This window comes from Roseimaritima sediminicola, from assembly GCF_009618275.1.
GTDB lineage: Bacteria > Planctomycetota > Planctomycetia > Pirellulales > Pirellulaceae > Roseimaritima > Roseimaritima sediminicola.
The window spans coordinates 59,401-79,757 of sequence record NZ_WIAD01000023.1 but is presented as its reverse complement, the minus strand read 5'-3'; the positions used below and the strand labels follow the sequence as shown (position 1 = coordinate 79,757).

The 20,357-nt window shown below is 62.7% G+C and carries 13 protein-coding genes; 8 read left to right on the top strand and 5 right to left on the bottom strand.

Annotation, left to right across the window (positions count from 1 at the left end):
- Positions 1-276: 276 nt before the first annotated feature.
- On the bottom strand, positions 277-1,392 hold the full coding sequence (locus tag GE027_RS12700; RefSeq protein WP_153557572.1) for a 3-oxoacyl-ACP synthase III: 1,116 nt from the start codon (positions 1,390-1,392) through the stop codon (positions 277-279).
- Between the two features lie 522 nt (positions 1,393-1,914).
- Between GE027_RS12700 and GE027_RS12695 the strand changes: the two genes are divergently transcribed.
- Together GE027_RS12695 and GE027_RS12690 are read left to right on the top strand one after the other, a co-directional pair.
- The gene (locus GE027_RS12695) at positions 1,915-2,664 is read left to right on the top strand and encodes a gamma-glutamyl-gamma-aminobutyrate hydrolase family protein (protein WP_153557571.1); all 750 of its coding nucleotides are present in this window, start codon (positions 1,915-1,917) and stop codon (positions 2,662-2,664) included.
- Positions 2,665-3,337: 673 nt separating this feature from the next.
- A complete protein-coding gene (locus GE027_RS12690) occupies positions 3,338-5,287 on the top strand; it encodes a M3 family metallopeptidase (protein ID WP_237607500.1) in 1,950 nt (649 codons plus the stop codon).
- 200 nt (positions 5,288-5,487) lie between these two features.
- Here GE027_RS12690 and GE027_RS12685 read toward each other — a convergent pair whose 3' ends face one another.
- The 3 genes from GE027_RS12685 to GE027_RS12675 all read right to left on the bottom strand — a co-directional run bounded on the left by GE027_RS12685 (position 5,488) and on the right by GE027_RS12675 (position 10,948).
- The gene (locus GE027_RS12685; RefSeq protein ID WP_153557570.1) at positions 5,488-7,818 is read right to left on the bottom strand and encodes a glutamine amidotransferase; all 2,331 of its coding nucleotides are present in this window, start codon (positions 7,816-7,818) and stop codon (positions 5,488-5,490) included.
- Positions 7,818-10,259 (bottom strand): BatA domain-containing protein, encoded by a 2,442-nt coding sequence (locus tag GE027_RS12680; protein ID WP_153557569.1) that lies wholly within the window; start codon positions 10,257-10,259, stop codon positions 7,818-7,820. Before GE027_RS12680 ends, GE027_RS12685 begins: the two co-directional genes overlap by 1 nt.
- 182 nt (positions 10,260-10,441) lie before the next feature.
- Positions 10,442-10,948, bottom strand: a complete 507-nt coding sequence (locus GE027_RS12675) for a hypothetical protein (RefSeq protein WP_153557568.1) — start codon at positions 10,946-10,948, stop codon at positions 10,442-10,444.
- Between the two features lie 568 nt (positions 10,949-11,516).
- Here GE027_RS12675 and GE027_RS12670 point away from each other — a divergent pair.
- The gene (locus GE027_RS12670; protein WP_153557567.1) at positions 11,517-12,377 is read left to right on the top strand and encodes a DUF1571 domain-containing protein; all 861 of its coding nucleotides are present in this window, start codon (positions 11,517-11,519) and stop codon (positions 12,375-12,377) included.
- 260 nt (positions 12,378-12,637) lie between these two features.
- On the opposite strand, the gene GE027_RS12665 is transcribed toward GE027_RS12670, so the two are convergent.
- Entirely contained in the window at positions 12,638-13,699 is a 1,062-nt protein-coding gene (locus tag GE027_RS12665; RefSeq protein WP_153557566.1) for a DMT family transporter, read from the bottom strand.
- A gap of 181 nt (positions 13,700-13,880) precedes the next feature.
- Between GE027_RS12665 and purB the strand changes: the two genes are divergently transcribed.
- From purB to GE027_RS12640, 5 genes are all read left to right on the top strand, one after another.
- Positions 13,881-15,308: an adenylosuccinate lyase gene (gene purB / locus GE027_RS12660; RefSeq protein ID WP_153557565.1), complete on the top strand. Its 1,428-nt coding sequence runs from the start codon at positions 13,881-13,883 to the stop codon at positions 15,306-15,308.
- Positions 15,309-16,048: 740 nt separating this feature from the next.
- Positions 16,049-16,501, top strand: coding sequence for a TraR/DksA C4-type zinc finger protein (locus GE027_RS12655; protein ID WP_153557564.1), 453 nt, complete (start codon positions 16,049-16,051; stop codon positions 16,499-16,501).
- A 191-nt stretch (positions 16,502-16,692) separates the two neighbouring features.
- Complete coding sequence (locus GE027_RS12650; protein ID WP_153557563.1) at positions 16,693-18,015, top strand: CpaF family protein; 1,323 nt, start codon at positions 16,693-16,695, stop codon at positions 18,013-18,015.
- 99 nt (positions 18,016-18,114) lie between these two features.
- Positions 18,115-19,089, top strand: a complete 975-nt coding sequence (locus GE027_RS12645; RefSeq protein ID WP_153557562.1) for a type II secretion system F family protein — start codon at positions 18,115-18,117, stop codon at positions 19,087-19,089.
- A gap of 63 nt (positions 19,090-19,152) precedes the next feature.
- Positions 19,153-20,127 (top strand): type II secretion system F family protein, encoded by a 975-nt coding sequence (locus tag GE027_RS12640; RefSeq protein ID WP_153557561.1) that lies wholly within the window; start codon positions 19,153-19,155, stop codon positions 20,125-20,127.
- Positions 20,128-20,357 lie beyond the last annotated feature (230 nt).

Genomic DNA, 20,357 nt, shown 5'->3' with positions numbered 1-20,357 from the left:
GCTAGCGTCCGGTTCGATGGTCTGCGGGGCCAGCGCGAGGTGTTGCGAAAAAGGAACCGTGGGCTAGCGCCCGGCGGCTGATGCTGGAACCGTGGGCTAGTGCCCAATGCCACTTCCTTTGTAGCGGAACGGCGCGAGCCGTCCGGTTCTGCGGTGCGAACCTTCACACACCGGGCGGCTTGCGCCGCTCCGCTAACGCTTCAATCGCAAGCGATGGTGAAAGTAGATGGCATTGGGCTAGCGCCCGGCGGCTGATGCGCTCCTGCGGCTGATGGATTACGCGATGGTTTCTACGCGCTCGGAAAAATCGGGTTCCTGGTCGGGAAGGTTGCCGGCGACGGGCGTGCGCTGCCAGCGGCAGCCCAGCATTACGCTGTTGATGCCCGAGCCGATCCCGAACAGGCCGACCCGTTGGTCGCTTCGAAGTTGGCTCCACTGGGCTCCGGCGGCCAGGGACAGCGGCAACGCCACCGAGCCGGTGTTGCCGAGAAACGGGAACGTCGCCACGTCGCGGTCCACGGGCAAACCCATCGACTGCAGCATCAGGGCACGATGTCGACCTCCGACCTGGTGGCAGACCGATCGGTCGATGTGCTCGCGCTGCCAACCGCTTTGCTTGAGGAACGCCGCGAACGCTTCGGCACCGGTTTTGACCCCCGCTTCCAGCAGTCGCTCCGAATCGGTGTCCATCAGCGGTGTCATTCCCGCCCCGGCCGTGTCCTGATCGCTGCGGCACAGGTCGTGATGCTCGGTCCGCGCCTTGGCGACGGCGAATCGCAGCTGTGACGCCTCCGGTGCAAGTTCTGGGTTGGTCAGCAGGATCGCACAACTGCCCGAGCCGATGGTCAGCGAAGCGAACGCAGGTTTGACGCTTTGCCGTGTCAGGGATTGGTCGCCGTTGAGGTGAGCGATGGTTTGTTCCAGCAAGGGGCGGCTGTTCTCGGTGCCCACGACGATCCCCGCGGCGATGGCCCCCGATTCGATCAGCGCGGCGATCTGGACCATGCCGTTGAGCAGCCCCAGGCAGGCGTTGGAGACGTCGTACACCCAGCAGTCCGGCGACAATCCCAGGTCGTGATGAACCCGCGAAGCGGTGGCCGGTTCTAGGAAATCACGGCAGACGCTGGCATGGATCAAGCAACCGACCTGTTCTGCCGGCACCTCGGCCGCTTGCAGGGCGGCCAGCCCGCTGCGGACGCTGGGCGTGCTGGGCATCGTGCCGGCCGGCCAGACGCGCCGCTGGTGGATGCCACTCATCAAAGCCAACCGGCCTTCGGGCAGCCGCAGCCGCCGGTAGATCGGTTCGAGCAGTCCTTCGACGTGCTCGCTGGACCACACCTCTTCGGGCAAACAGGCACCGATCGCAGCGATGCGTACGTTCTGAAATTCCATGGAAAGACAACGCAGAAATAGGAGAAAACGCGGGGCCCCAAGGCCCGCCTGGGGCGGCTGCAAAGCAGTGTAACGGGGTGGCAATTCCCTGCGTAGCACCGCGAAAAATTCCCCATCGCGGCCCGGAAACGCCTCTCGGAGCCGTCGGAAAAGCCGAAAAAAACGGCGTTTAACCCGTGTTTTCCTAATGAAACCGTAGGGTTTTACCTGCTAGAACGCTTCCTCACGTCGGATTTCTCCCACGATCCCGCACGCGTTTTGCCGCAGCGTTCCGCAGCGAAAATGCCCCTGAATTTGCGTGCTATCACCAGGGACAGGGCTAGCATTGGCCACTTTTCCCAACATAGCCCTTTCTGGTTGCATGCTCTGGGTTCCCGGTTACAACTCCACCCAGATCAGAGACGGCCACGAAGGTTTCTCTGTTCGGTAGCCAGCTACGCTTATCGGAAATCAGTTGGGCTACGCGGTCAGGGCACTAGGCCCGCAACTATCACAAACGCACTGTCTGACGAGGGACTTCAGATGTCGTTGAAACCAATCATTGGGCTGAACGCCGACTTTCGCAACGCGGCCCGCAGCACGCCTGCCTTTTCGTTTTTGGCTGCCGGGTACTTCCAGTCGGTGATCAAAGCCGGCGGGATTCCGGTGGTCCTACCGCCCCTGCACGATGAGGAATCGATTCACGCCGCTTTGGATACGATGCACGGATTCATCCTGATCGGTGGCGGCGACTTGGACCCGCGAAACGATGGTTATGTCAAACACCCGAGCGTCCGCGAGATGGCTCCGGTGCGAGAGAAATTCGATCGCTTGTTGATGAACGAGATCGCCGAGCGGCGGATGCCCGTGTTTGGCATCGGCACGGGCATGCAACTGATGAACATTTCCCAAGGGGGCAACCTATTCTTCCATCTACCTGAAGACCTTCCCGACGCGGTCCCGCACCGCGACGCCCAGGACTTGAATCATCGCCACAGCCTGAACGTCGAATCCGACTCCTTGGTGGGCCGGGTGTTTGGCGACGGCGAAATCCGCGTCAGCAGTCGTCACCACATGGCGATCGACGAAGTCGCGGCAGGTTTCCGGGTCACCGCACGCTGCCCCGATGGCGTGATCGAAGCGATCGAAAGTGAAATGATGGACTGGTTCGCCCTGGGCACCCAGTTCCATCCTGAATCCGGAGCCGCATCGGCTCTGGACATCCGCCTGTTCGAAGAGTTTGTCGACGGTGTTCGTGAGCGGGCAGAGAACGAACTGCGTTTGGTCGCCTAGCGGCCGGAGCAAACCGAGCAAATCGGCTCGTAACCAAACAGACGACAGGATCGTCGTCGCTGAAACCACATGGATGTGGAGTTGGAAACGAGCCGTCCGGGCAAAGGATTGACCGGAACAACGCCTTAGGATGAGGCATGACGGCAAGGATGCTGTCGCAATTTTGACATGGATGTCAACCAAGACCGACCGTGCGTTGTACCCGCAAAACGCACGGTCGGTTTTTTTATGCGCGGTGCACTGGTTCGCGGTCCGTTGGTGCTCGCCCAAGCGGCTTTGTCTCGGTCGCCGCGTGGCCGGGGTGCCCGCGAACTTGGCAGCCGGGTTAGAATGTCCGCACCCCGGCTCACCGTACTCCTCGGGGCCGGCCCACCGCTTGTTCCCTTCTTCTATCGTTGACGAGATTCTCATGCGCCCGATGCATCTCCGTTTTCGCTGTCCGCTTCGTTTTTTCGAGCGACGCTGGGTGGTCAAGCACACATTCCGAGCCTTGGGTTGTTGCGCGATCCTTTCGTTGCCGATCGCGTCGTTTGCTCAACCCCCTTCCCCGCAAGACACCGTGAACTCAACCGTGAACCAAGACCACGTCCTGCTTCAGCCCTGGACCGGACCCTACGACGGGGTGCCGCCCTGGAACCAGGTTCGTCCCGAAGACTTCGTCGACGCCTTTGAGATGGCGATCGAGCTGGCCGAACAAGACATCGAAAGGATTGCCAACAACTCCGAACCGCCCACGCTGGAGAACACGATTCTGGCGTTGGAACGGGCGGCTCAACCGCTCGAGCGGCTGCAGGCGATTTTTGGCGTCTACACTTCCAACCTGAATGTGGGGCCGGTTCCCGATATCGAACGGGCGGTCGTACCGAAATTGGCTGCCTATGAGGACAGCGTGACGCAGAACTCGGCGCTGTTCGAACGCATCGCCGAAGTTCACAAGAACGGTTCGGAGCAGTGGACGCCGGCCGAAAAACGTTTGGTCGAAGATCGTTACCGGCAATTCGTGCGGCAGGGCGCCCAATTGAACAAGGCGGACAAAGCCAAGCTGTCGCAGATCAACACGCGTCTGGCTCGATTATTCACTGATTTCAGCCAAAACATCCTGGCTGACGAAGCCGGTTATGTGACGTGGATCGAGGACCGCGAGCAATTGGCCGGGCTGCCCGACAGCGTGGTTGCCGCCATGGCCTCGGCCGCCAAACAAAAGGGCCAGCCGGGAAAATGGGCCGTGACCAATACCCGCTCGTCCATGGATCCCTTCCTGACCTACGCCGATGACCGCAGCTTGCGCGAACGCGTCTGGCGAAATTATTACAACCGCGGCGATAACGGCGACGAACACGACAACAACGCGATCATTGCCGAGATCCTGAAACTGCGAGCCCAACGGGCGCACCTGTTGGGCTACGCCACGCACGCGCACTGGCGACTGGAGCCTCAGATGGCCAAGACGCCCGAGAACGCGATGGAATTGATGATGAAGGTCTGGCCCAAGGCGGTCGCTCGCGTGGCCGAAGAGGTGGCCGATATGCAGGCGGTTGCCGACCGCGAGCTGGGCGACGGCGCGATCGACATCCAGCCCTGGGACTACCGCTACTACGCCGAGAAGGTTCGCAAAGAGAAGTACGATCTGGATTTCAACGAGGTCAAACCGTATCTGCAACTGGAAAAGCTGCGCGAAGGCATGATGTGGGCGGCCGAGCAACTGTACGGGTTGCAGTTCGAACGCGTCCGCGGCATTCCCGTGTTCCATCCCGACGTGCGGGTTTGGGAAGTCAAAGACGCCGACGGAAAACTGGTCGGGCTGTGGTACCTGGATCCGTATGCTCGCGAGGGCAAACGCAGCGGCGCCTGGATGACGGCTTATCGCGTGCAGGAGAACATCGACCGAGCGGTCCCGCCGATCGTCTCCAATAACTCGAACTTCGTCAAAGCCGAAGAGGGCGAGACGGTGCTGATTTCCTGGGACGACGCGGTCACGCTGTTCCATGAATTCGGACACGCCCTGCACGGATTGTTGTCCGACGTTCGCTATCCCTCACAGGCCGGCACCGCCGTGGCACGCGACTACGTGGAGTTTCCGTCGCAGTTGAACGAGCATTGGTTGTCGACGCCCGAGATTCTGAACCGCTTCGCGACACACTACGAGACCGGCGAGCCGTTACCGCCGGAGTTGCTGGAAAAGATCCAGCGGGCCGCGACGTTCAACGAGGGGTTTCAAACGGTGGAGTATCTGGCCAGTGCGTTGGTGGACATGAAACTGCACTTGGTTGAGGACGGGGTGATCGATCCCGACGTGTTCGAACGCGAGACGCTCGACGAACTGGGGATGCCGAGTGAGATTGTGATGCGGCACCGCACGCCGCACTTCGCCCACATCTTTGCCGGCGACGGCTACTCGGCCGGCTACTACAGCTACCTCTGGGCCGACGCGCTGACAGCCGACGCTGCGGAAGCGTTTGAAGAGGCGGGCGGTTTTTATGACGAGCAGACCGTGCAGCGGCTGCACGAGCACGTGATGAGCGTGGGCGACACGATCGATCCGGCCGAGGGATTCCGGTCCTTCCGCGGTCGCGATGTCGACACCTCTGCCCTGCTCCGCAAACGCGGTTTTCCGGTCGACTGAGTTTCAAAGTGGCATAGAGTCGCTCGGCTGTCCCAGCCGAGAGTTTGTTTTTTACGGCTGAGACAGCCGTGCTACTTTCACAGGCTGGAAGCCTATGCCACAGAGTAGCTCGGCTGTCCCAGCCGAGAGTTTGTTTTTTACGGCTGAGACAGCCGTACTGCTTTCACAGGCTGGAAGCCTATGCCACTGGCCACTGGCCCCTACGCCAGGCCCCAGCGTTTTCGCAGGGCCCATTCGGTGACCAACAAGGCGGTGAACACAAGGAACAGCACCCAGCCGCTGTACGGGTCATCGCCCAGGCGGAACTTTTCGCTGACCGGTGACACCGCGGCCAGGCGGGACTGCCGGATCGCGTCGAGCAGTTGGTCGACCTGGTCGGGGGCGAAGGTGCGTCCGCCGGCTTCGCTGGTCAGTGCGGAGAGCTGCTCCAGAAAAGCCGGATCGGCCATCGGACGCAACAGTTCGCGATCGCTTTGCAGGATCTGAAAGGCCACTTCGTCGGGTTTCAGCGTCGCGGCTTCGCCGGTGCTTTGCTGCATTCCACGCAAGTGGTACAGGCCCGGCGGCAGGGGCGGCAGGGTCCCGCCCCGGACGAGGGTCGCGTCTTCGCTGGGCCGCGGGCTGAGCGGCAGCGGCGTCCGCGTACCATCGGCGGCAATGACTTCGGCGGCCAGCTCGATCGACCGCGTCCCGGCTTCGCTGCTTCGCGCTTGCACGCGGAAGGACGGGGTTTCGTCGCTGGCAAATCGCCGCCCATCCAGTTCGACCGTGATCGCATCGTCGGACAAATCATCGCGGGACAGCAACCACAGCATGATCTGACGCCAGAACCGGCGGTGCAGTGCGCTATCGCCTTGCCGCCACCACTGCCAGGTGCTGTCACCGGCGAAGGTCGCCACGCGACCGCTGCCGTAGTCGCCGATCACCAACAGCGGGTCCTCCGCTTCGCTTTCCAGCAACACCTGAACGCCGGGAATCGCGCGCACCTGTGAGAACCGATTGGCGCCGGTCAGGGGCGGCAGGCGATCGAAGACCGCCTGCGGATCGGCGCTTGCGTCCAGACGTACGATCGGGTGATCTCGGGCGACTCGCAGCGCCAGCGGCCCGGAGAGTTGACCGGGCATCGGGCCGCCCGAGGCGGCATCGGAGCCGGCGGCCTGGGCCAGCGAGGCGTCCATGGTGATGGGCAGGATGTCGGCCAGCGGGGTGCCCGCGTATCCGCCCACGTCGTACGTGTTCAATCCGCCCAGCATCAGCAACCCGGCGCCATCGGCGACGCGTTGCTTCAATTGCTCCAGTTGTTCGTCGCCGAGGGCGCTTGCGTGCAGGTCGCCCAGGATATAGATGTCAAAACGACCAGCGTCCAGGGCGTTGCCCAGATCGATGGGCCACCGTGACCGCGTGTCGCGGCGAATCCAGCGGTACACCAATTCCAAGTCGGGGAACCGCCGCAGTGCCAGCCGCAGCCGCAGCTGTTCCTCGCGTGGTTCGCCTTCCAGGTACAGGATGCGGCCGCCACCTTCACGAACGTCCAGGAAGGCAACCTGGCGATTATTGATCGTCAAGGCTTCGCCATTCTGTTCGTCGGCCACAACTTCCAGACGATACCGGCCGGGCGGCGGTGCGGTCAGCGAGAAATCGACTTTTTGACTATCGCTCTGATTGCGGGGAACGACCGACCGAACGGCGACTTCCTGGGCCTCGGACGGCGGCTCAGGCGTGGGCGAAGCCGTGGAATCGGCTTGCGGCTGCGGGACCAAATTGATTCGCACCGGGATCTCGGCGCCGACCAGACTGCGCGTCCGGACGGTTGCCGACAGCGAGAACGTGTTGCCACTGAACACCAGAAAGTGATCTGGTACGCCATCGATCTCGACATCTCGCTGCGAATCGTCGCCGCCGCGGGGACCGATCGGCAGGGACCACAGGGGCACCTCCAGAGCGGCCAAAGTGCGGGCCACCTGCTGGGCGCCAGCGCCTTGGGTCTTGGCCGTTTGAGTGCCGTCGCCGGCCAGCACGACGCCGGCCAGGGGCCGACCGCCGGCACGCGACAGCGCGGTTCGCAGGGCGCCGGCGATATCGGTTTCAGGTCCCTCCGGTTCCGCCGCCAGCCAAGCGTCAACCGCGTCCATACGCATCGTCCGGGCTGTTTGGTCATAGGCCAGGATCTGAACGTCCAGTGAACGGTCCTGTTCGGCCAGGGCCGGAGCCAATTGTTGCCAGATGTTTTGTTGAACCGTCCAGCGGCCGCGTCCGTCGCCGGCCGGCAAGGTCATGCTCCGCGAACCGTCCAGCAATACGGTCAACGTCGCCGCCGCGGGTTGGTCGTCGGTGCGGACCAGCGACGGCCGCAGCATCGCCACGATCAGGATCACGGCGGCCGCGGCGCGAAGCATCGCGAAGACCCGTCGCCGTCTCGGGCTGAGCGTCGCGTGATCCGGACGGATCAACCACAACACGGCAACGACCATCACGGCCAACAGACCGACCACCCAGGGTGAAGAAAAAATCGGGTCCCAGGACCACTGCATCAGCCGATTCCTTCGATGCGTCGTCGCGATGGCAGTCCCAACGAACCACCGGCGGAGCCGTAGAAACGATTGGACAGCACCTGTTCCAGGACGAACAACGCCAAGACCAACAGCATGGCCTGGGCGTACAGCGGGCGGGCTTCGCTGTGCCGGCCTTCGGCAGCCAAGATCGAAGCGCGGTCGGTTACCAAGTCGTAATTGTCCACGCCCAGCAGATCATCGAACAGGGCCGGGGCAATCGTCTCCAGCCGCGTGACCGATTCGTCCAGATTGACTGCGAAGCCGATCGCCGGCTCCACACCGCGAAGCCAATAATTGCCGGCACGCTGGGGCACGCCCACCATCGCCAAACCATCGTTTACCGGCACCGGTACCGGCGGCGACTCCGCTGCAAACATCTGCAACCGTTCGGTCGATCGGTTTTCTTCCAACAGAGGCACCGTCACCGGCTCGCCCACTGTGACATTGAACGTGCCCACGTCGCGATTGCCGACGTAGTCGAAAATTTGCCGCGTCAATAGAAAGGCGGGCCAATAGTCCGCGGCGATAAACAACTCATTCCAGCTGGCCATCGCATGTTGGCTGGATGGCACCATCGGCGTCGTCATCCAAACCACGCGTCCCGCGTCCAGGGGCCGTTCCACCAGAGCGGCGTGCTGCGTTCCCGCAAAACGCGCCAGCACGGCGTCGCTGGGCACCGGTTCCACTTGCCAGTACCGATAAATTGGGAATCGATTCCAGGGAACCCCTCCGGGCAGGTCGGACAAGACGCGGTTGATTGGATGCGAGGGACGGGTCAGTTCCAGAAAGGTTCCCTCGGGGACTCGCCAGACGCGGCGAAGCGGAAACAGGGTTTGCCGCAGCGAATCGCCGCCCGCTGGTGGCGATCCGTCTTCGGCGGCCGCCGTCGTCGCGGCTCCCAACGCCATGAACAGATTGCCCCCGCCGCGGATCCACTCCAGCAACGCCTCGCCAGCGGCCGTCGACAGTTGCGGTGGGTTTGGGTCCAGCCAGGCGATGGCATCCAGGTTCTCCAGGGCGGCCGCGCTGAACTGCTCTGGCGACATCCGCTGGATCGCGAATTCGGCGCGGGGATCATCGGGAGCGAATTCGGCGTTTAAAACGCGGGCCAGCAGGTTGGCGGCCGGAGTGTCCTGCGTCAGAATCAGCAGGCGTGCCGGCGGCCGTACGGTCACACTCAGGTAGCGCACATCGTCGACCGGTAGGGCATCGGTTCCGGACAAGCGGACGCGTCCATGGTGCGTTCCCGGCGGCAGGGGCGGCAGGGTCAGGAACAATTCTGCGGGACTGCCCGCGGCGGCTTCGCCAGCGGTGCGGTCCACGGTCCGCAGCGGCGGAAGCACCACGGCTCCGTCACGCACCACCGGCAGGCTCTGCGACTGCTCGTACAACTGCAACTCACCGCGCACCGGTATGGGCTGCGTTTGTTCGACATGCACCTTGATGCTCAGCGGCACCGGGACTTCGCGGGCCGGTGTGGTGTCGGCCAATTGGGGCAAACCCAGGCGTCGATTCTCAAGCGCGGTTGCTGTATCGGCGGGTGGGGCGTGCAGGTCCACGATCTGCAGCGCCACCGGCGGCTCTTCGGCCAACAACGGTGGCAAGACCGAAGCCGCATCCGGGGCCGACTCGGGCATCCAGCTCTGGCGACTGGCATCGCTCAGAACAAACACCGCCCGGCGATCCAGGTCGCTGGAGCGGACCAATCGCACGGCGGCTTCGATCCGCGCGGGCAGGGGGTCGAGCAGCTGACGCGGCTCGATTCGGTCGATCGCACGAGCCGCCGCGGCGCTGTCGAGCGAATAGGACGCGGGGCGTGCGGAGCGGTCGATGATCGCGATCTGGCTGTCGCGCGGGTAGCGAGAGACCAGCCAGCGAGCCGTCTCCTGCATCTGCTGAAGAACCGTTTGTTGATCGTGCTGGTAGCCGGTACGAGGAGAGTTGTCGATCACGATCGCGATCGCCGCCGGGGCCGTATCCGAAACATTCAACCTTTCGCTGCCGGCCCAAACGGCTCCGCCCCACGTTAGCGCGCCGAGCAACATCGCAACGCCCGCGGCCAACAGTCCCCAGCGGATCGGCGGGGCAACGCCGCGCACCAACGCCCAGGCTCCGAGCAACAACAAGGCCACGCCGATCATGATCAACAGCCCGATGGTCAGCCACGTTGCCGATGCCGCGTGGTGCATTTGCGGCTGCGCAAGCGCAATCGCCAACAGCGCCAACAAACCGGCTCGCAGCGCCAGCAGCAACCAGCGGCGAACCTTCAAGCGACTGCGATTCGCCTCGATCCGCTGCGTTAAAAACCGCACCGCCGGAAACACTCGCCGTTCCGGTTCGCGACGCGAGATCAGGTGCAGGACCACCGGGATTGCGGCAGCCAACAAACCGATGATCAAAGACGCATTCAGAAAGGACATCGTGTCGCGGGTTCCCCACGCGTCATCGACGGTTGATGACGCGAACCTTGCTAGTAAGTAATGGCACCACGTGTAAGCCTACCAAAATCCCGTCGGTCGCCACGATGGGCAGGGCCAGAAATCTTGACGCGGCGGGCCTTGGTGCGGCGGAAGTGACCTGCGTGGGGGAAAGGTCCGAGCGATCAGTGTTTGGTCCAGCGGGTCGCGTGCTGTCGCGAGCCGTAGTGCAGCGACCAATGTCGTTGGTTGCGGGCTCCGAAGTAGCCGTAGGAATACGGTGTTTTCTGACGCAGCTGGGTGGTCGCTTGCGGCACCGACGCTCGGGGGCCGGTCACATGGGCGCGGTCTTTGTCGAACGCATGCGACAGTTTCTCGTGCCAGTGATGAGCGGTTTGTGGGGAGCCGCGGTGCCGATGATGCGGGGCGGTGGAAGGCACCGGTGGCCGCGGCGGAGCGTGCTCTCGCAGCACCAGGTGCGGCGGCTGGGGCGCGGAATTCGCGTATCCGGAATGGGCGAGCGGATCTTGCACCATTCTCACCAACGACGGTGGAGCGTCGTCGATGACGATCGGCTGCGGCAGGGCCGGTTGCGGCCACGCCTGTTGGGCGTGGCAGTCTTGGAGGTGGCAAGTCGCAACCACCAGGATTCCAGCGATCGCCAGGCTGAGCCGTGAGAAGCATGCGCCCATGGTGCATTCCTAGAGGGACGGTTCGGACGGGGGAGTACTGGGTAACATCGGCAGAGTTTGACGGTTGGTCCAGTGAAAACGATTGCTCTAAGCACGTCGGCATAAATCTTTCGGTGAAACCCCGCGACAACACCCTCCCGCGCAGCGGGAGGGTCGGGCTCCCAGGCCCGGGGAGGGCCTTACGGAAACCCTCTCCGGGCCTAAGAGCCCGACTCTCCCAGAGGGAGAGTAAAGCCGAATTAAATGTTGCGACGTGCTTAGTGTTTGCTTGCGGCCGCGGCGAAGTTCGACGCCGTGGATTGAGCTGGACTGGCCGGAGCGGGTTTTGGTAGGTTCCCGCTGGGCCGGTTACTCCGTCCAAGTCCAGCAGTGCTTTCTGTAGGGGCGGGATGGAATGTACCGGCCTTGCGGCGGCGGCTCCGGCAAACTGACGGCGATACCTGTCAAACGTTCCATCGAAGCTTGGGGCAGAGGCGATAGCAGTACCAAGCAGCTCATCTATGCGATTCGGACGCGTCAGGAACGTAAATCCCGAATCGATTTTGCATCGACCAAGGAGGGACGGGCAATGGACATGAAACGACGCAGTTTTGTTATGACTTTGGGGGCGGCCGCAGCCGGTGCGGCCACCGCTTCGGCTCAGCAGCCGGCTTCCCGCGAGCCGGTGTTTCGCGTCTCTCGCGCGAACAGCATCCCGCAGGACCGCGTGCATCCGCTGGATCGCGCCCTGCAGATCGCGCGGGACGGATTGAACAATATCCGCAGCAACGTCCGCGACTATTCGGCCGTGGTGGTCAAACGCGAAACCATCAATGGGACGTTGACCGAGCCGGAGTTCATGTTCGTCAAGATCCGCAACCGCAAGGTTGTCGACGGACGGTTGCGGACTCCCTTCGGCGTCTATCTGATGTACCTGAAACCCAGCTCGGTCAAGGGACGCGAGGTGGTGTATGTGGAAGGCAAGAACGAAGGCAAGCTGATCGCTCACGAAGGCGGGATGAAGGGGCGGTTCCTGCCCACCGTCTCGCTGTCGCCCACCGGAGCGCTGGCCATGCGGGGACAACGCTACCCGGTGACCGAAATCGGTGTTGAGAACTTGATCGTCAAACTGATCGAACGCGGCGAAACGGCGCGTCAGTATCCGCAGATCACCTGCGAGTTTCGCAAGAATGCCAAGCTGAAGGATCGCGCCTGCACGGTGATCCAGTTGACGCAGCCCGAACCGGTTTCGGAATTGGAATTCAATCAGGCTCAAATCTTCATCGATGATGAGTTGAACATTCCGATCCGCTACGTCGCCTACGACTGGCCGAAACAACCCGGTGCCCGGCCCGGGGTGATCGAAGAGTACAACTATCTGGATGTGAAGCTGAACATCGGTCTGTCCGACAGCGATTTCGACCACAACAACTCCGCATACAATTTCTAGGCGGCCACTCGGTCGGTTGTGAGATACGCTCGACGCAGCGAAACCGAAAAGGTTTCGCTGCGTTTTTTCGTAGAGTGCGCGGCGTTGCAGCGCCGCAGGTTGCCCGAGCCGAACGCGGACAGCGTCGGGCGCTCGCGCCGGGAGACGCGTGCGGCGGCGATTTGTGTTTCCGCAGCGTTGGGGCTTGCGCACAAAGGCGGCGGCGAAAACCGTCGTGGCTGGGAAACCAGCGGCTCGCGCCGTCGGCTGGCGGGACGCTTTTAAGTGGGTTGCGGTTCGTCGGCCGGCTGGGGTTCGGACGGTTCCCACAGGGCTAGGACGTTCGCCAATAAGACCAACACACCGCCCAAGACCAACGGCCAATTGAATTGTTCGTTGCCGTACGCGACGCTCGTCCAAGCACTCAACCAGTACGGCAGGAACAACGCCCAGGAAAACGCGAACAGCGGTTCCATCGTATAGACCACGGCCGCCTCGCCGGCTGACAAACGGGGTTGGTAGCGGTTCATCCAGACAAAGGCCAACAGCGACGGGAAGACGATTAACAGACCCATCAGCACGTAGAACGACGGCTGACCCAGTACGTCGCGCCAGGGGGTCGCAGCGGCCTCGGGGATTCGGCTCTGCAGCACGCCGAAGGCCAACGCGGCGAGGATGACGGTGGTGGCAAACATGACCGGGGTGAAGGCTAACGATTCGTGCCGCTTGCCGGCTTGATCGAGCACCAGGATCTGAGCGCTGAAGAACAGGGCCGCAACGGTGGTCAGCGTGTCACCGGTGGTCCAACGCTGCAAAGCGTCGCTGGCAATGCCCAGGCTGCCATCCTCCCAGGTCACCAGTCCGGTCAAGACGCTGACGCCGGCAAGAGCGATCACCGCCGCAGCGACCACTTCGCGAGCGGGCAGACGCCGCTTGACCAGCGTGCCGAGCAGCGGTGTGAAGACGACGGCCAGGCTGGTCAAGAAACCGCTGCGCGAGGCGGGAATCGTCCCCAGACCCATCACCTGCAGCAACAATCCCAGGAAGAACAGGGCGCCAATGGTAGCTCCGGCCACCACATGCGGCCAACGCACCTGCCGCAGCGTTCGACCGAAGAGAAACGCGAACAGCAACAGTGCGGCGGCGAAGCGGATTCCGATCAACCAGGCTGCCGCGGCGCTGCGCAACCAGCTCGATGCGTCGACGGCTGCCACGTCGAACGCCTGGTCGATCTGCAGGTTCAAAGATTTGACAAGGGGGAAAGATGACCCCCACATCGCGTTGACCAGCACCAGCGCGATGATCGCGCGGCGACGACTGGGCTGGGAACCGGAAGCGTTCATGAAGGATGGTTGTGCAGTTCGTGGAGTTTTAAAGTTTTGCAGTTTTGCAGTTTGTGGAGCGAGGAGCGGGCACTGGTTACGCGATGTGCCCTAGCCGATATATTGCCGCTATTGTTTCGAGCCAGCCGCGCCGGCCGGCTTGAAGGTCCACGGTTGCCCTGTGATTTGCGGAGTGTGTTTCGTGTCGGTCGATCTTCCCAACGTATTGGCATCGCGGTATGCCAGTGAAGCTATGGTGAACATTTGGTCGCCGGCGAACAAGGTGGTGTTGGAACGCAAGTTCTGGCTGGCCGTGATCGAGGCCCAGCGCGACCTGGGTGTCGACGTGCCCGAGGGCGTCATCGAGGCCTATCGCGGCGTGGTCTCGCAGGTCGACCTAGCGTCGATCGACGCCCGCGAACGGGTTACCCGGCACGACGTCAAGGCTCGGATCGAGGAGTTCAACGCGTTGGCCGGTCACGAACACGTGCACAAAGGCATGACCTCGCGCGACCTGACCGAGAACGTCGAGCAACTGCAGATCCGCTCCGCACTCGTCTTGGTTCGCGATCACACGGTCGCCGCGCTGCGCTGGATTGCCGATCGAGCGGCCGAGTACGCCGAACTGGCCATCGCCGGCCGCAGCCACAACGTGCCGGCGCAGATCACCACGGTCGGCAAGCGGTTTGCCAATGTCGGTGAAGAGCTGTTGGGCGCATTCGACCGCGTGGAAACCCTGCTGGACAAGTACCCGCTGCGAGGCATCAAGGGGCCGGTGGGCACGCAGCAGGACATGCTGGATCTGTTCCAAGGCGAAACGGACAAGCTGGCCGAACTGGATCGCCGCATCGCTGAAGGGTTGGGCTTTCCGAGCTGCCTCGATGCCGTGGGCCAGGTCTATCCGCGGTCGCTGGATTTCGATGTGGTTTCGGCCCTGACCCAGCTGTCCTCGGCGCCGGCCAATTTCGCTCGCACCTTGCGGCTGATGGCCGGCGCGGAACTGGCTACCGAAGGCTTCAAACCCGGGCAGGTCGGTTCTTCGGCGATGCCCCACAAGATGAATGCCCGCTCGGCCGAACGGATCGATGGGTTCAACGTCATCCTGCGGGGGTATCTAACGATGGTCGGCGGATTGTTGGGCGATCAGTGGAACGAGGGCGACGTCAGCTGCAGTGTGGTCCGCCGCGTGGCCCTGCCCGACGCCTTCTTGGCGATGGACGGTCAATTGGAAACCTTTCTCACGGTCCTGATGGACTTCGGCGCCTATCCGGCGGTGATCGACCGCGAGCTGCGACGGTATCTGCCGTTTCTGGCGACAACCAAGATTCTGGTCGCCGCCGTCAAGGACGGTGTGGGGCGTGAAACGGCGCATGAAGTCATCAAAGAGCATGCGGTGGCGGCGGCCCTGGCGATGCGCGAGAGCGGTCGCGACGACAACGACCTGCTCGAGCGGCTGGCCGGCGATCCGCGGCTGCCGATGGACCGGGAACGCCTGGAAGCGGCCATCGGTGCGCCGCTGCAGTTCATCGGCAACGCGGCCGGGCAGGTGCAAGCGGTTGTCCAAAAGATCGAGGGCGTAACAAAACGCTACAGCGAAGCGGCCGGCTACCGCCCGGGCGCCATCCTGTAGCGGAAGTCGCCAGACTTTGGACGGCCGGAGGCGAGATTTGAGATTTGAGTTTTGCTGGCTCCGGCGGATGCTATGTATGGCGTGCGAAGCTCTGGGCGCAGCAGCCACGGCAGTGGCGACATGTGGTAGCCCCAGGCGCGAGCCTGGGGTGCCGCACCCACACCCGATGAGAGTCCCGGAGGGACGGCATGAGTTCGGTGCGATCCTTCATGTCGCCCTTCCAGGGCTTTCGCTTGTATGTATTCCGTTTCCCCAGGCTCGCGCCTGGGGCTACCACAGACAATCGCTCCGCGATTCGAGGACGTTCGTCTCTGTAAATAGAATCCGTTAGAGTCAGCAGTTTTCCGCTCTTCCGCTCCTCCGCTCCGGCTGGGCGAATGCGGCCTCGAGGCGTTCGGCTTTTCTTGAGAATTTCGCGTTGACAGCGGCTCGGCATTGTTGGTATTTCCCTCGATCATCAAACGACCAAGGGAAAAAGCTTCACTGTTGGCGAGCGGCTTGCGGGATTCGTTCGCCTGCCTCCCTCCTAGGTCGGAGCACGTATTCCTGCTGCGACGGTTACTGGGTCAATCGTCTCGGCGGGTGCTTCGCAGTGAAGTTTTTTGACTGTGTGCCGGGGTGGCCTTCAGGGGCCACCCCGGTGCCAGGATTCATCGCCGCGGGTTAGACTTAAAAGGTCTCCGTTCCCGGCCAGGGAACGATTCTGCCGCCTGTGTCCGCGAGAAGAAAAGACCTCTTCCATGTCCGAGCCGCTGCAAACGTTGCGATGTGCCGATTGCGGATGGAGCCGGACGGTGGGCTTGTCGGAAAAGCTGGCTCGGCTGCGTTCGCTGGGAAAACTCAAGCGGGCGAAGAACCCGGACCCGGATCTGGTGCGAGAGCTGTTTCTGGCCTCCCTGCCGCAGCTGCCCTGCGAAGGTTGTGGCAAGACCGCCCTGGGGCTGCACGCGGCGATCGATGAGGACGATCCGGAGCTGTGGGGCGAAGCTCGTCGCTGTGAGAGCTGCGGCGAACCGATCCCGGCCGAGCGTTTGGAAATCTTTCCCGACGCGGTCCGCTGCGCCGCCTGTCAGGATAAACCGGCCGCCCCCGGCGAAGACGACTTCTGTCCGCGCTGTGGCAATCGCATGCAGGTGGCGCTGTCCTCTCGCGGACTCTCTCAGTACCGCCTCCGCTGTCCCAGTTGCGGCTAGCGGCTCGCTAGGCAGGTCGCCGGCGGGCCTGACGGCAGAATTTTCGGCCACCCCGCAAACGGTGAGCTATCTTTCCGTGGATCGATTCGTTCCGGCCCATGCTACGCGGCTTGCGCAGCCGGCAAGATCGTTCCAACCCCAACCCGGTCTGCCCATCCCAACCTTCACGTCGTTTCAAGGACTGAGAACCTATGCGTACCCCGACCCAGCCGATGCGTAGTCCCGAAGCCACTCGCCAAGAAAAATTCGAAGAGATCAAGAGCCGGATCCACGGCAAACTGGTCGACAAACTGGATCTTTCTCGTGTCGGCGATATGAAGGGGGACACGCTGAAGCGTGAGATCCGGATGGTCGTCGAACACCTGTGCGACGCCGAAGACACGCTGCTGAACCGACAGGAACGCGACCGCATCGTCGAAGAGGTGTTGGACGAAACCTTTGGTCTGGGGCCGTTGGAGTTGTTGCTGAAGGACGCCAAGGTCAGCGACATCCTGATCAACGGTCCGAAGAACATCTACGTCGAAAAAGGCGGCCAGATGCAGAAGACCGACGTGGAATTCCGCGACAACAAACACTTGATGCAGATCATCGACCGGATCGTCAGCAAGGTGGGCCGGCGAGTGGATGAGACCTGTCCGATGGTCGACGCCCGGCTGGAGGACGGCAGCCGTGTCAACGCGATCATTCCGCCGCTGGCCTTGGACGGGGCGGCGATGAGTATCCGGCGTTTCGGCAGCAACCCGCTGAAACTGGAAGACCTGCTGAACTATCGCGCCTTCACGCCCGAGATGGTGATGTTGTTGGAGGGCTGCATCAAGGCTCGCCTGAACATGGTCATCGCCGGCGGTACCGGTTCCGGTAAAACGACCCTCCTGAACACCCTGTCTTCGTTCATCAGCCACTCCGATCGTATCGTCACGATCGAGGACGCGGCCGAGTTGCAACTGCAACAGGACCATGTGGTGCGCTTGGAAACGCGTCCGGCCAATATCGAAGGCAACGGCCGCGTTTCGGCGACCGACCTGGTCAGCAACGCCCTGCGGATGCGGCCCGAACGGATCATCATCGGTGAGTGTCGCGGCGGGGAAACGCTGGACATGTTGCAGGCGATGAACACCGGTCACGACGGATCCCTGACGACGATTCACGCCAACACGCCGCGCGATGCGATCTCGCGGCTGGAGACGCTGGTGATGATGGCCGGTTTTGAGATGCCTCCCAAGGCCATTCGCTCGCAGATCTCCGGCGCGGTCGATGTCTTGATTCAAGCCAACCGTCTGCAAGGTGGTCCGCGCCGCGTGACGGCGATCACCGAAGTGGTCGGGATGGAACAGGACACGATCGTGTTGCAAGACATTTACCGTTTCGTTCAAGAAGGTGTGGACGAGAACGGCAAGGCGTTCGGCCATTTTGAATGCACCGGTGTGCGGCCCTCGTTCATGCCTAAACTGGAGGCCGCCGGCGTGCGGTTGCCCGCCAGCGCCTTCCGCGAACGCGTCATCATGCAGGCTTAATCGCCGCAGGGCCCCGTTCACCCCGACATCGTCTGCCAATTCACCTGTTTGCCAACTCACCCGCTTGCTAACCCGCAGCCCCTCGAGGGACCATCCGTCATGATGCCCATCCTAGTCATCGCCGCGATCGGTATCGGAATCGCAGCCCTGGTTGCGTTCGCCGTAACCGCGCTTTCCCCCGGCAGTGAAACGACCACCGCCGAGGAGCGGCTGCAGGTATTGGCCGCGCGGCGTCCCAAGTCGGGGGCCGGCAACAGCGATGAACCCTCTTTGCTGCTGGCCGGCGGTTTGGACGATTCCAAGGACTGGGTCAGTACGCTGACCAGTTCGATGCCGGCGCTGGGGACCTATATGGACCAGGCCAACGTCACGATGGCTCCGGCGCATTTCGTGGGCATCTGCGTCGCGGCGTTTGTCGGCGGGACGACCGCTGTCTTTTTAACGCCCGGCGTACCTGTCTTATTGGCTCCGCTAGCCGGTCTGGTTGTGGGGGCTCTGCCGCTGTTTTGGTTGCGGATGAAACGCGCTCGGCGATTGGCTCAGTTCGGCCGCCAATTGCCCGATGCACTCGAGCTGCTGGGACGTTCGCTGCGGGCCGGCCACTCGCTGGCGGCCGGCTTCGGATTGATCGCCAACGAGATGAACGAACCGATCAGCGTCGAATTTGGGCGCGTGTTCCAGGAACAAAACTTTGGGATTCCGCTGGAGGAAGCCCTCGATGATATGGCTTCGCGGGTGCCCAACATGGACGTTCGCTTCTTTGCCACGGCCGTCATCCTCCAGCGTCAAACGGGCGGCGACCTGGCGGAAATCCTCGACAAGATCGGGCACCTGGTGCGAGAGCGGATCCAGATTCTCGGCCAGGTGCAAGCCCTGACCGGAGAGGGGCGTTTGAGCGGGATCGTGCTGTTGGCCATGCCGCCGCTGCTGTTCCTGGTCATGCTGTGGATGAATAAAGATTACGTGATGACCCTGTTCAGCGATCCGATCGGCCAGAAACTGTTGATCATGGCGATCATCACGCAGGTGGTCGGCGCCCTGGTGATTCGCAAGATCGTCACCATCAAGGTCTAGTGCGGCTGGCCCGGCGGGCTTCCTTCCTTTATCCGAATTGATCTCCAAAAGAGTCTGTTTCCCATGTTGCTAGCCGAAACGTCGATCATTGCCTACGTGGTGCCGGTCTCGCTGTTCGTTGCGGTTTCCGCCGTGGCTTGGCTGTTGCTCGGTCACGTCAGCGGCGAAGACCAACCGCGCGCCGAAGCCCGGCTGGACGAGCTCCGCAATCCGCGCCGCCGTGTTACCGGCGAAGGCGAACAGGACGACCGTGAAAAGAAGAAGGCCGAAGCGCTGACCGCCGTCCTGGAACGGGCCACCTCGCCCCTGGGAAATAGCGTCAAACCCAAGAACGAAAAAGAACTGGGCAAGCTCCGCGAACGTCTGTTGCACGCGGGCTTTCGCCGCGAAGCCGCGCCGGTGGTCTTCAAGGGAGCCCAATTAATTTGCGCCTGCATCGGCCTGTTCCTGGGCGGGGTCGTCGGCCTGTTCACCTCCGGCCTGACGCTGGGCCTGTTGACCAAGACGCTGGTCGGCGGTGGGATCGGATACTTCCTGGTCGAATTCCTGCTGTCGTTTTTGATCAGCCGCCGCAAGAATGCGATCTTCCTGGGCCTGCCCGACGCCCTGGACTTGATGGTCGTGTGTGTCGAAGCCGGCCTGGGGCTCGATCAAGCGATGCGGAAAGTGGCCGAGGAGCTGGACAAGTCGTACCCGCAGATCGCCGAAGAATTCGTCGTCGCCAACGCGCAGCTGCAGTACGGACGCCCGCGTTCGGAAGTCCTGCAGGCGCTGGGCTATCGCAGCGGCGTGGACGACCTGAAGGCTCTGGCATCGATCCTGATCCAAGCCGACAAGTTCGGCAGCAGCATCGGCCAGGCGTTGCGAGTGCAAAGTGATTCGATGCGTACCAAGCGGCGGCAGATGGCCGAAGAGAAAGCCGCCAAGACGGCGGTGAAATTAATCTTTCCGCTGGTCCTGTTTATCTTCCCCGGCATCTTCGTCGTTCTGGTCGGACCGGCCGGGATCACGATGTACCGCAACCTGCTGTCGCAGTAGCACCGCCAGTGGCATAGGCTTCCATCAGCCGCCGGGCGCTAGCCCACGGTTTCATCAGCCGCAGGGCGCTAGCCCACGGTTCCATCAGCCGCCGGGCGCTAGCCCACGGTTCCGGCGCGCAACGCACCACGGTAAGCAGGCCGCTACGGAACCGGACGCTAGCGCGTTGCGGCTGATAGCACAGGCTGGAAGCCTATGCCACTGACGTAGCATGGGCCCCTGGCCCGTGT